The organism is Hymenobacter cavernae, from assembly GCF_014641455.1.
Lineage (GTDB): Bacteria > Bacteroidota > Bacteroidia > Cytophagales > Hymenobacteraceae > Hymenobacter > Hymenobacter cavernae.
Window position 1 is genome coordinate 368,727 of sequence record NZ_BMHT01000003.1, and the last position, 13,643, is coordinate 382,369.

The 13,643-nt window shown below is 58.1% G+C and carries 4 protein-coding genes; 1 reads left to right on the plus strand and 3 read right to left on the minus strand.

Annotation, left to right across the window (positions count from 1 at the left end):
• Window positions 1–57: 57 nt before the first annotated feature.
• On the minus strand, window positions 58–3,285 hold the full coding sequence (locus IEX74_RS09835; RefSeq protein ID WP_188813587.1) for a tetratricopeptide repeat protein: 3,228 nt from the start codon (window positions 3,283–3,285) through the stop codon (window positions 58–60).
• A gap of 186 nt (window positions 3,286–3,471) precedes the next feature.
• Here IEX74_RS09835 and IEX74_RS09840 point away from each other — a divergent pair, with 186 nt between their 5' ends.
• Complete coding sequence (locus IEX74_RS09840) at window positions 3,472–4,071, plus strand: hypothetical protein (protein ID WP_188813588.1); 600 nt, start codon at window positions 3,472–3,474, stop codon at window positions 4,069–4,071.
• 172 nt (window positions 4,072–4,243) lie between these two features.
• On the opposite strand, the gene IEX74_RS09845 is transcribed toward IEX74_RS09840, so the two are convergent.
• Together IEX74_RS09845 and IEX74_RS09850 are read right to left on the minus strand one after the other, a co-directional pair.
• Window positions 4,244–9,214 carry a PA14 domain-containing protein gene (locus IEX74_RS09845; RefSeq protein WP_188813591.1) on the minus strand — a complete coding sequence of 1,657 codons (4,971 nt, stop codon included), beginning with the start codon at window positions 9,212–9,214 and terminating at the stop codon, window positions 4,244–4,246.
• A 906-nt stretch (window positions 9,215–10,120) separates the two neighbouring features.
• A complete protein-coding gene (locus IEX74_RS09850) occupies window positions 10,121–13,507 on the minus strand; it encodes an FG-GAP-like repeat-containing protein (RefSeq protein ID WP_188813593.1) in 3,387 nt (1,128 codons plus the stop codon).
• Window positions 13,508–13,643 lie beyond the last annotated feature (136 nt).

Genomic DNA, 13,643 nt, shown 5'->3' on the forward strand with positions numbered 1-13,643 from the left:
CACTCAGCATCAACTGTTTTGTTGTCTTTTCTCTTGTGGCAAAGGCTAGCTCCTAGCCTACTCTCCGGTGCCTTCCGAAGCCGGAGCGGGCGCAACCGGCGTCGGCGTAGCGGTTGAGTCGGTGGGCTGCGTTTGCGTCGGCTGCAAGGAGTTGGTGGCGGGCGCTTTGCTTCCAGTCGGGGCTTTGGGCGTCGTGGCTGGTTTGGTCGTCGCCTTGGGCTTGGCGGGCGGCGTTTTCGGGGCGGGCGCAGGCGTGGCCGGCGTCTCGGCGGGCAAAGCGGTCAAGCGCTGCTTGGCGCCTTCGATTATCTCTGCCACCGGAAACTTGTTGTCGATGATGGAATTGAGCGTCGCTCGTGCCTGGAACGTCTCGCCCTGCGCCGCGTAGATGTCGGCAATAAGCAGGAACGAGCGGCCTTGCCAGAGGTCGTAGTTGGAGGCGTTGTTTTTGAACGCGGCATCCAGGGCTTCGGGGTATTTCTTCTGGTCGAACAACACCTGCGCTAACAGGAACTGCGCTTCGGCGCCGTTTTCATCGGTGGCGGCGCTGGCGGCCGTGGTCAGCTCGGTGCTGGCCTGGTCGAGGTTGCCGGCTTTGTAGCTCGCCTTACCTAGGTACAGCAGAGCCGCGTTGGTAGCGTTGAGCGAAGCGCTGCCCAGCGCCCGCAACTCTTCGGCCACGCGGCGCGTGCCTTCGTAGTCGCCGCTTTCGTAGTAGCTCTTCATCTGGCCGATACCGGCGTTAGCTACTTCGCGCTTGTTCTGCGACACCTCCCGCAGGCGAGCGTAGAACTTGATGGCTTCCAGATAATTCTTGTTTTCAAACTCCAGGTCGGCGACCCGGCCCACGGCGCGGTTCACGAACTCGCTCTTGCCCTCTTCCACCACGGCCCGCATCCGCGGCAATGCTTCGGCTTTGTTACCGGTTTTCAGGTACGAATCGGCCAGGTAGTAGCGGCCGTCGGCGGCCAGGGCATTGTCGGGGTGCTGCTTGATGTAGGCGTCCAGGCGCGGAATGGCCTGCTGGTATTTCTCAGCCAGATACAGCGACTTTGCCGACTCAAACTCCACCGTTTCAGTGGCTTTGCTATCGGGGTTCTGCTGCTTGTATTGGGCTAGGTACTGGTCAAATTCTTCCGGCCGACCTAGGGCTGCCAGGCTCTGCTGCAAGCTATAGATGGCGCTGCTGGCCGATTTGGTGCGCGGGTACTGCGTGAGCACCTGCTTGAAGTCGGCCACGGCTTTTTCGTGCTGGTCGAGGTTGGCGTAGGCCACACCGCGCTTCTGCAACGCCTGCGGAATCAGGGCACTGTTGGGCTTATTGGCAATCAGCTTAGTGAAGCCATCGACGGCAGGCTGGAAGTTACCGGCCTCAAACTCCGACTGCGCCTGCTGGAACACAGCATCGTCGGCGTAGCGCGACTGCGGCGAGGTTTTCAGCAGGGTGTTCAGGGTGCTGGCGGCCTCTTGCCGCCGGCCCATCAGACCTAGGGTTACGCTCTTTTGATAGTAGGCGTAATCCTTGTCGGGCGCGTTGGCCTGAATGGCTTTGTCGTACAGCTCCAGCGCCTGCGCGTAGTTTTTCGACACGTAGTAAGTGTCGGCCAAGCGCAGGGTTACGTCGTAGTAGTTTGGTTCGGAGGGCTTGGCAACTGGGTCTTTCAACCACGCCTGAAATTGCGTGCGGGCGCGCTCGTACTGCTTGGTGTTGTAGTACGCGTAACCTAGGCCATAGCGCGCCTTCTGGTCGAAATCGGTTTCAGCTGCCGAGCCGCTGCGAGCGGTACGGGCCGCCGCCGTGTAGCTCTGAATGGCCTCCGGATATTTCTGCCCCACGCTATAAATCTCCCCTTTCAATACTTGGGCGGCGGCGCGCAGGGCGTCGTCCTGCGGGTACTTCAGGCTCTTATCCAGCAGCGGCAGCGCTTCCGTGAATTTGCTGTTGTTATACAGCGTAGCGGCCTGCAAATATGCCACGCGCTGATACGTCGCGTTCAGCTTGGTGCTGCGGTCGTCGAGGTTGTCGAGGTAGGTCAGCGCCTGGTTGTAATCCGACGAGTTGAGGAAACTCTCGCTGAGCAGATCGTCGGCCGCAGCGCGGTTTTTGGAGCGCGGATATTTCTTGCCGAAGTCCTTCAGAGCCGCAATTACCTCGGGGCCGTTACCTAGCTCGGCGTTTACCTGAGCGTACCGAAGCGTGGCGTTTTCGGTGATGTTCTTGTCGAACGTTTGCTTGCGGGCCGCGTCGAAGGCATTCAGGGCGGGCTGCTTCTGGTTGGTTTGCAGGTAGCTCAAACCTAGGTGGTAAGCGGCGTTCTGCCCCAGCGAATCGCGGCGGGCGGCTACGTTCTTCAGGCTGCCGATGGCGCCCTTGTAGTCGCCCATCTTGTAGTTGGCGTAGCCGATTTTGTACTGCACCTCGGGCTCAATCTTCTTGCGCCCGGCGGCATACTGATCGAAGTACTGCGCTGCCGATTTGTAGTCTTTCTTCTGATAATACGCGTCGCCCACCAGCAGCTGAATCTCGTCGGCGCTCTGGGGCGGCGGGGTTTGGGCTAGCGCTTTGGTGCCGTAGCCAATCAGCCCATCGAAGTCGCCTTCCTTGTAGTAGATCTGGCTCATCACGGCCGGCACTACGAGGCGGTAGGCGTCGTTTTGCTCGGCAATAGCTAGGTCCTTGCGGGCCCCGGCGTAGTCGCCGGTGCGGTAGGCCAGGTGACCGGCGTAATAGCTGCTGGCGTAGCGGTACTGGTGCTCGCCCTGCTTGTTGCGGTCGAAGAGCAGCTTGGCTTTGTCGAATTCCTTCTGGGCGAAGTAGCTGTAGGCTAGCTTGAACTCGGATTCGGCCCGCTGGTCGTTGGAGAGGTTGTTGCCCTCCACGCGTTGCAGGTAGTCGGTGGCTTTGGCGTAATCCTTCTTGTCGAAGTAGAATTTACCTAGCTCAAAGAAAGCCTCAGCGGCCTTTGGGTGCGTCGGATTGTTGGCGGCAAACGCCAGCACCTGCCCTTCGGCGTCGGGGTGCAGCAGGTACAGGCCCGACACGGCGTAGTAGTATTCGGCGTCGGGGTTACGGTCGCGCTCATCGCCGGTCCGGCGCTGGGTCAGCTCCCGATACTGCTGAAAAGCTTGCTGGGCGGCGCCGTACTTGCCGCGGTCGAAGAGTTCAAGACCTTCCTGAAACAGACGTTCATCGCTGGCGAACACCTGGGTTTGCTGGGCGTGGGCGGCCAGAGGAACCGCGGTGCTGAGCGTGGCGGCCAAGGCTAGCCGGGGAAATAACTTCATTGCGGGGCGTTACGAGAATGGGCGCCAGAGGCCCGGAAATCAAATCAAAAGTAACGAAAAAGCCGTGGCAGTGGCAGAAACACTCGTTTTTACTACCGCAGAACGCTGTTCATAGCAGATTTGGTATGTTTTTCACTGATTGTCTGCGCCAACCTAGGCAACAAGTTCAGTCCGTTCTGCTCAACCATGAAATACTCTTTGCTTTCTATTGCGGTGCTTGCGAGCAGCTGTTCGCCCGCTGAAGTAGAGCAGTCGAAACCGTGGGTTTCTTTTCCGATAGACAACCAGGTTACAGTGCAGCTGCCCGCAACGCCATTGGAAATGCCTGCCTCGGCGCTAGCACCTTTTATCAGCGATAATCCTCAAGCCAGCAAAGCCAAAGCCTTCATAACAGATGATCAAGCGGGTACGTACGTGATTGTCACTGTTCCGATGGATCCTAGGTTGGAATTACAGCTGCCTCGCGAGATCAAGCCAGCCGACCGCACTCCTTATTATAGGCGTTACGTTGAACTGCTCTTGACCAAAACGAAGGGTGAATTACTCCACCAATCACTCCGAACCGAGGGAAATGTAGATTTTCTTACCATAAAGTATCGCGCTCCAAGTCCTTGGCTCCGAATTTCGGAACAAAAGTATCTGGACACGTTCATGCTAACGCGCACCCACACGCTGTATCAGTTGTATTTCACGCCGAAAGATGAAGCGGGCAATACGTATGCAGCGCAGTGTCTTCGTTTTTTCAATGTTACTATTCCAAAAGAATATCAACCTAGGGTTCATTAGCAGGCCTTTTCTGGAGCGTGTTTGAACTTGCTGAAAAGCCTTTTAGGGCCCACGTTGCGCTAGCCCCAGCGGGGCGGCAGATCGGTAGGAAAAACAAAAAAGGCCGCCGCTGATTTCAGCGGCGGCCTTTTTTGTTTTTCAGATTCAACGCCCGACGGCGCGTGAACCTAGGTTAGTGCTTGATAACCACTTTCTGCACCTGGCGCTGGCCGTTGGTGCCTACCAGGGATAGCTGGTAAATACCTTCCGCAGCATTGGTCATCTGCACCGGCACCTGGTTGAAGCCGGCCTGCACCGGCACCCGCTGTTGCTGCACCTGCCGACCCAAGGCATCAGTTAGCGTCAGCGTGGCAGCCTGGGTGGCCGTCGAGGTGAACTCAACGGTAAAGGCGCCCTGGCTTGGGTTCGGATACACATTCAGCGCGTTCGGGTTATCCTGAAGCTGCGCGTCGGCCGTGCCGCCGGCTACCGAGCTGCTGCTGCGGCTGCTGGTGGTGGGCGCCAGGCTGTTGCCGGGTACGCGGCGCAGAAACGGCGTCAGTACGGTCTGGCGCACCTGGTTGGGGTCCAGGTAGCTCACGTACAGGTTCTGGTCGCCGGCGCCTTGCAGGAAAGCAACCGTAATGGCGTGGGTACCAGCTTGCAGCCCAATGGCACCCGACTGCTCGCGGTAGGCATGCAGACCGTCGTTATCAACTACCAGCTGCGAGCCGATGAACAGCTGCGAGCCGTCGTCGGAACCGGTGGTGAAGGTATACTGGCCATCGGTCGGCACCGTGATGTAGCCCGTGTACTGAATGGCGTAGCTGTAGTCGCGCTGCCGCTGGCTCAGGTCGAAGGTGGACGCGGTGCCCGTTTTCTTCGGATTGATCGTGTTGAAGTTGGGCAATTGGTTCCAGTAGCCTTCGTAGTACTTGTAATCCAGACCTGCTACCGCGTTAGCTGGGTTTTCAGGGGTGCGCAGGTTGATGGTGCGACGGTACGCCGAAGCCGGAATCGTCTGCTTCGTCATGTTCGGTCCTACGTAGCTCACATTCAGGGTTTGTCCGCCGCTGCCTTGTACGTACGTGATGGTAATGGCGTGGGTACCAGCCTTCAGGCCAATGGCGCCCGACTGCTCGCGGTAGGAGTGCATGCCATCATTATCCACCACCAACTGCGAGCCGATGAACAGCTGCGAGCCGTCGTCGGAGCCGGTAGTGAAGGTGTACTGCCCGTCCGTAGGCACCGTGATATAGCCCGTGTACTGCAAGGCGTAGTTGGAGTCACGCTGACGACCATCCAGGTTTGCCGTGGCAGCCCAGCCGGAGCTCATGGGAGTCAGGCTGCTGAAGTTAGGCACTTGGTTCCAGTAGCCTTCGTAGTACTTGAAGGTCAGGCCACCTACTGTATTGGCTGGATTTTCCGGGGTCCGGAGTCCGGCAGTAGAGCCTCCCGTGGCAGTCCGGCGGAAAGCCGAAGCCGGGATTTCCTGCTTGTTGATGTTCGGACCTAGGTAGCTCACGTCCAGCGTCTGGCCGCCTGCTCCCTGCACATACGTGATGGTAATGGCGTGAGTACCGGCCTGCAGGCCAATGGTACCCGACTCCTCGCGGTAGGAGTGCATGCCATCGTTATCTACTACCAAGGTCGAGCCAATGAACAGCTGCGAGCCGTCGTCGGAGCCGGTGAAGAACGTATAGCGACCATCGGTGGGCACGGTGATGTAGCCCGTGTAGCGCATGCTGTAGCTATAGTTGCGCTGGCGCTCATTCAGGTTGAAGCTCGAAGCCACACCCGTCTTGATCGGGCTGGTGCCACTCACGTCCGGTACCTGATTCCAGTAGCCTTCGTAGTAGTTGTAATCGAGGCCGTTGGTCGTGTTGCTGGGGTTTTCCGGTGCGCGCAGCTCGGCAGCCAGCGGCACGATGGTGGAGCGTCGTAGCGCCGAAGCGGGTACGGCTTGCTTGGTGATGTTCGGACCTAGGTAGCTCACGTCCAGCGTCTGGCCGCCGGTGCCTTGTAAGTAGGACACGGTAATGGCGTGCGTGCCGGCCTTCAAACCAATGGTACCCGATTTTTCCGTGTACCCGTGCAGCCCGTCATTGTCTACCACTAAGGTCGAGCCGATGTAGAGCTTGGAGCCGTCGTCGGAGCCGGTGAAGAAGGTGTACTGACCATCGGTCGGTACCGTCACGTAGCCCGTGTACTGCATGGCGTAGTTGGTGCCGCGCTGGCGTGGCGACAGGTCAAAGAACAACGTCGTGCCGGTTTTATCGGGGGTCGAAGCCGAGAAGTCAGGAATCTGGTTCCAGTTACCCTGCATGTACTTGTAGTCCAGGCCAGCCGTCGTGGAAGCTGGGTTTTCGGGGGTGCGCAGACCGGCACCGGCGGTAGCAGAAGCGCGGCGCATCACGCTGCTTGTCATCGGTTGCTTCGGCACACCTGGTCCGAGGTAGCTCACATCGAAGATCTGGCTGCCGGCGCTCTGCCAGTATTCGGCGGTGAAGGCGTGAATACCGGCTTTCAAGCCAATGGAACCGGCCTTTTCTTTCTCCTCGTGCGGGCCGTCGTTGTCGATTACCATCGTCGAGCCGATGTAGAGGCGCGAGCCGTCGTCGGAGTTGGAGAAGAACGTGTACTGGCCGTCGGCGGGTACGGCGATAAAGCCTGAGTACTGAACCAGATAGCCGTAGTCACGCTGCCGCATACCTAGCTCGAAGGAGTTGACATTACCAGCTTTCAAGGGGCTAAGCGTGCTCACATCCGGCATATGGTTCCAGTAACCTTCGTAGTATTTGTAGGTCAGGCCTGTTTCCGTGTTGTCGGGGTTTTCCGGGGTGCGCAGGGCCATAACCGTTGAGCCCATGCACGACGCGGTACCTATTGAGGTGTGGTTCACGCCAATGAGGCGGTTGTCCTGCACCAGGTTGCGCGTATTAATCAGGTTCGTATTGCAGATCAGGGTACCGTACGAACCGGAGTTCAGATACAGCGCGTTGTCGCAGTTGATGGCCGTGTTGTTCTGGAAAATCGTACCTAGGATGGCCGGAATCTGCTCGTCGTTGTAGCGGCTGCCACCCTGCTGAAACTGGAGGTAGTTGAGGTAGCCTTCAGGAAACTCATCATCGACAACGGCGGGTATGTTCGGTGTGTGCGCCGTCACAGTATTACCACGCACTTCCAGGTTTACCACGGAGGTACCAAAAGTTTTGGCTTGCAGGTGCTGGGCCGTGTGAACCCCGATGAATACACCGTTGGAGCCATCCGTGCCGGCCACGTTGTTGCCCACAATCTGGGTGTTGTATACGGGCACAAACTGCTGGTAACCGGCGTCACCCTGGAACGGCATCAGGTCGATGGAGCCGCTGTTAATGAGTTTGTTATCTACAATGGCTACATCGGTAGTCGCATTCTGATAGAGCGTGATGCCGCGGCGGTTGCCCTCCATCGTGTTTCCTTTCACCAGCCAGTTGCGTGAGCCCCAGTTGAAGATGGCGTAGCGCGTGCCGGAGCCGGGCACTACGTCCCAGGCCCGATCCAGGGTGAGCGTGTTGCCATTGCGGCTCGTGATGTTGCGCCACTGCCCCATGCCGCTACCGCTAACGATAGCCACAACCGGGTGGCGGCGGGGTTGCCTCCACCCTTTGCCGTTGTCCTGGAGCATGTTGCCCCAGGCTGCACTCACCGTACCGCACTCTTCATCCTCCCGGCCGCCGCCACTGCCACCACCTTCGGCAATGATCGTTTCACCGTCGTTGGAGTTTTGGGCCGGGCCGTTGATTACCTTGAACAGATTATTCACAATTGCCACGTTCTGAGCGAAGTTGAGAATCAGGACGTGGTTGACCAGCGAGCTAGGATAGCGGGCGCTGCCGTCGCGGTACACACGGTTGTTTTCAAACACACCTTCGTGGGCACCGTTTAGGTTCAGGCCATCCACGGCGTAGGTGAAGTTGTTGTTGTTCACCACGAAGTTGCTGCAATCGTTGAGCTGAATAGGGCCGTGGTAGCCGGCGTTGGGGTTTACCCCCTGCACGAAGTCGGAGTTAGCCATAACGAGCTTATCCGAGTTGGCCCACCACAACCAGTCGCCCCGGTTCATGTCGAAGCGGATGCGCTGCATGAAGACTTCCGTGCCTTTGCCGGTCATGTTCTGGGTCCAGTTGCCCGACTCGTTCACGTTGATCATGCTCAGATCGACCAAGCCAGCCTGCTGGGTGTTGTCCCAGATGATGCCCCACTTATCGGAGCTAGGCCAGCCGTAGCCGAACTTAATGGTTGTCTGGTCTTTGCTGGCGCCTCGTACCACTACGCGGTTGCGCATGAGCAAGCTAGCACCACCGCCCTGGGCAATCTTGTAGGTACCAGCGGGCAGATACACGATACCGCCGCCGTCACCGGCTGCTTTGTCGATGGCTTCCTGAATGGCGTCGTGGTCGTCGGTGTTGCCGTTGCCGGTAGCTTTGCGGCTCAGGCGACCATCGGTACGCACGTTATAGACGTTATTGTAGTAGTTGATTTTGGGCGCCCAGCCTACATTCAGGCCGAAGTAGTCGGTGCCGCCACTGATGGCTTTCACCTTCTGATCTACCGTGGTTTCTCCCCCGCGGCCGTTGCTCACAACTACCTGGTAGGTGGTACCGGCTTGCAGCGAACCAGGCGCGTTAAACGTCAGCGTGTAAGCATCGCTCTGCGAAGCATCCACTTGCGCGTCGCCGCCACCGGCACCCACGAAGCGAACCTGCGCGCCACCGCCGCCCAGTTGCAGGTTGCGGCCGAACAGCCGCATCCGGCCGCCAGGTGCTACTTCGGGCGAGTCGAAGTGCTGACCACGGGCCTGGTTCACGAAAACGGCGGGGCTGCGCTGCCCCCCATCTTCTATCCACACCTGGTAAAGGTTCAGACCTAGGTTGGAGGGCACCTGCACCGTGGCTTGGCCAGCCATCTGCGTCAGGATGGGTGCTGCCACGGGTGAGCCAGAACCAGCTGCCAGAAATACCTTGGCGTTGGCGCTGAAGCTGCCTTGCAGACTGATGGCCTCACCCGGCTGGGCCGACGGGCTGGCGTTAAAGATTACAGTTTGGGCCCAGGCTCCCGGTGCATAGCCTCCGCCACACAGTAGCGTCAGCCATAATACAAGGGAAGTAAAGCGGTTCTTCATGCAATGAGGTTACAGAGGAGATGTTGCTTCAAAAAACAAAATAGACGAGCGGATAGAATTCTCCGCATTAGGACTTTCTGTCCCGAATGTCAAACCATAATTTTTCAGTAGCGAAATTTGAAATATCGAATTATGTGTTATCGAAGGGTTCAATTACCAAGAAAAATCAAAAACTTTTCCTTAATAGTTATATTATATTTTTAGTGCAAAAGATGTTGGAAATGTTAAATTTCATTGCAATAATAAGCTGATTAGCAACATAATATAGATATTTATATTTATTTATTATCAGTTATATGCAATGAAAAAATACAATAATCATAGATAAACAGGCCCAAAAAACGGGGCGCCTATACGGGGCAATCTTACCTTGGTTACACTCTTGTGCTTGTCCTATATTTAGAAAAATGAATGAGCTCCTGAATTCAGTACAATGTGATTTTGCACTTTCCCATACTCGTGCAATCAACTCCTCTAATCTCCTCCGGAAATAGTCACAACCTTTCCAACAGCCACCCCGTATGAAGGAAGTTTTATTTACTTAACCCTGCCTGCCTTTTCAAAGAATACCGGAACTTTCCGAGCACTTTTTTTGTCCCGGCGCAAACCTTTGCAATTGCCTTGGCGAATTGGAAATGAGGTTTATTGACGGGACCTAGGAGTACTTTAATCCATCAGGGCCGAACTGTTTAATTGAGTCGTTTTCGCGAGCTAGCCAGTGCCGTCTTGGTGCGTATAAACAGGCAAGCGGCCGGGCCGCACCTTTGCCCGCGGAGGCAAGCTCTGCGAGGTGGGGTGCGGCCCGGCCGCTTGTCATGAATTTGTCTCAGGCGCTTACGTTCTGCTACTTAGCTCAGGGGTTATCACTTCTCCTTTGCCCCGCATAAGGCAGACCAGCTCATCTGGTTATTCTACAATCAGGCGTTTGGTCAGCAGCCCTCGGGTTGTGCTTAGGCAAACATTGTAAGTACCCTGGGCTACTCCGGCCAGGGTTAGGGCGGGTTCGTTGGCAGCTTGTTGGGCCGTCCAGTGCTGCTCCAGTACCAGTTGACCTAGGATATTGAATACGCGCACTTGCAAGCCTTGCTGCGCCATTTCGGCGGGCACGAGCAGGCGGACGCTGGCGTGCGCGGGGTTGGGGTACAGACTTACCTGCGTAGCCAGCGCTGCTGAAGTAGCTGATACACTGCCTAATATCTGCTCTTGCAGCTGGTTCATACGCACGCTCACCGCTTTGCCTTCATAGCTGGCGGCCACGAAGTCGAGCGTGCCGTTACCATCTAGGTCGCCGAGCATCACGCTCTGGGCTTTGTTATTCACGGCTACTTCCTGGGTACTGCCGAAACTGCCGCTGCCGTTGTTCAGGCGCACGCTCACGAGGCTGCTGCTGCCGTTGGCCGTGAGCAGGTCCAGGTCGCCGTCGCCGTCGATGTCACCTACAGCCAAGCTGTTAGGGTACGCTCCTACGGTCACGGCCTCCCTTTCCTCGAAATTCCCCAGACCATTGTTTCGCCGCACGCTCACGCGGCCGTCCTGGATGGTCGCCGTGAGCAGGTCTAGGTCACCGTCGCCGTCGATGTCACCTAGCTTCACGCTGAAAGGCATGTTTTCGGCTAGCTCCTGAGTACCGACGAAGCTGCCGGTGCCATTGTTCAGGCGCACGCTCACGGTATTGCTGACTTGGTTAGCCACGAGCAAATCCAGGTCACCGTCGCCATCAATGTCGCCAGTGGCGAGGCTGGCGGGGAAGTACCCAACGGCTACATCCTGCTTTCGGCTGAACAGGCCGCGACCGTCGTTCAGCAGCACACTTATCGTACTAGCTACGTTGGAGCTGGCCCCATTGGCCACCAGCAAGTCCAGATCTGCGTCGCCGTCCACATCACCCAAAGCAAGAGCCGTTAGGTTATCCCGGACATACACAGCCTGCCCGGTGCTGCGGAAGGAGCCGCTGCCATCGTTCAAACACACGCTCACGGTACCGCCGGCGTAGTTGGTGGTCAGCAGGTCTAGGTCGCCGTCGCTATCCACGTCGCCCAGGGTCACGCTGCTCGGGTAGTTGCCAACGGGCACCTGCTGACTGCCGCTGAAGCGGCCGGCGCCGTCATTCAGGCGTACACTTACTACGTTATTCTGCCCTTCGGCAATGAGCAGATCCAGGTCACCGTCCCCATCCACGTCGCCCGTGGCTGCGCCTGTGGCATTCGTGCTGACCGCTACTTCGGAGCCAGGGCTGAAGCGGCCGGAGCTAGGTACCGTGGCCGTCGTAAACTGAAAAACCTGCGGAGCCACTGGCGTATCGTTCACAGTCTGGGCGGCCGCCGTCAGAGTTGCAAAAACAGTTTCGCCAGCCTTGAAACCACTGGTGGCGGCAAAGGTCAGGGTGCTGTTGCTGATAGTTGTGGAGCCTGTTTTCCGCCCGCCGGCCTGCTGACTGAACACACTGAAGGCCGTACGGGTAGCAGGTTGGCTGCTCAGCCGCTGCGTGAACGTCATCGTCACTGGCGTAGTACGGGCGGCGGCGAGGGCATTGCGGGCAGGCGCGGTTGGCGTACCGGAAAGGCTCACCGTAAACGGCAGGCCATTGCTGGGTCCCGTAGAATTCGTCACCCGCACCGTGCCGGTGATAGCACCGGCGGGCACAACGGCGGTCAGTTGGCTGGCGGAATGTACAACAACCGTAGTAGCCGCAACGCCGTTGAACGTGACGTTGCTCGCCGCCGTGAAATACGTACCGGTAATGCTGACGCTACTCCCGACTGGTGCGGCCGTGGGCGCCACGCTGGTAAGCGTCGGGGCAGGCAGGTTTTGGTTCAAACGTACGCTCACGGAGTTGCTGCCGCTGTTAGCGGTAGCCAGGTCCAGGTCGCCGTCCCCATCCAAATCACCCAGACCTAGGTCGAGGGCACCTACCCCAACAGCTACTTCCTGCGACCCACTGAAGGAACCTAGCCCATTGTTCAAGCGCACGCTCGTGGTGCAGCCGGCCCCTGTTTCGTAGTTTGCCGTGAGCAGATCCAGGTCGCCGTCCCCATCTACATCCCCTAGCTTTACACGAGGCCCCGCTCCTACCACCACTTCCTGCGCGCCGCTGAAAACGCCGACGCCATTGTTCAGGCGCACGCTCACCGTACCACCGAAGTTGTTGGGGTTGTTGCTCGTGAGCAGGTCCAGGTCGCCATCCGCATCAAGGTCCCCCAGCGCAACTCCCGTAGCAGTGGCCCCCACTTCCACCATTTGGCCGCTTGCGAAGCTACCCTGCCCCTTGTTGAGTAGCACGCTCACCGCATTGCCGCGGGGCAGCAGCAGATCCAGGTCGCCGTCGTTGTCGACGTCGCCTAAGGCTAGGTCATTCGCCGGACCCGCTACTTCCCGGCCCGTGCTGAAGTTGCCCTTGCCATTATTCAGGTGTACGGTTACGGTGCCGTTGATGCTACTATTGCTGGCCGCGAGCAGATCCAGATCACCGTCGCCGTCCACATCGCCGAGGGTTAATTGGGTGATGTTGGCCGTTGTTGCTACCTCCGAGCCGCCGCTAAAATTGCCGTTGCCATCGTTCAGACGCACGCTCACGCTGCCGGGCAGCGGCAGGCGCAGGCCGTAATTTGCCGTCAACAGATCCAGGTCGCCGTCCGCGTCTACGTCGGCCAGCACGATGCTTCCCGGCTGGTTACCCACGGCTACTTCCTGCGTGCCGCCGAAACTACCACGACCATTGTTCAGGCGTACACTCACTGCATTAGCGCTGGGGTTGGCCGTCAGCAGGTCTAGATCCCCATCCGCATCTACGTCACCTAGGGTCAGGCTGCGGAGCGTGCCGGGCAGCGCTACTTCCTGGTGGCCGCTGAAGGTGCCGGGGCCCAGGCCGGCTGCGGCCGTAAACTGAAATACCTGAGGCCTCACCAGATGCTGCCCGCTGCTGCTCTGCGCGGCCGTGGTAATGGTGGCCAGCACAGTCTCGCCGGGTTTGAAGCTCACGTTCGGCGTGAAGCGGAGCATGCTGCCACGCACGGCGGTCGTACCGGTTCTTTTGCCACCGGCTTGCGTTCCAAAAACTTTTAGCGCTTGCTGAGTGGCGGAGCCATCATTTAATACCTGCTCAAAACGCACTGCTACGGGCGTGTTGCACGGCGCCGCGACGACGTTGTGGGCAGGTTCGAGGCTTGCTACCAATAGCGTTTGCGCCTGCACTGTCCCACTCACCAAGACGCTCACCATACCAGCTCGCACAACGCAGGAAAATCTAGTACCCCAACTGATCGGACGGCAAGTAGCGGTAATGGCAGCAAACATGGCGGTAGCAATAGCAAGAAACAGATAGAAAAAGGTATCAAATCAAGCTCTTGTGTCTTCTTTCAGTCGAGCAATGCTCCCTTCCCGGTAAGCACTTTAGTAGCCAGCAACTGAGGCAATAGCAAAAATTGATGAT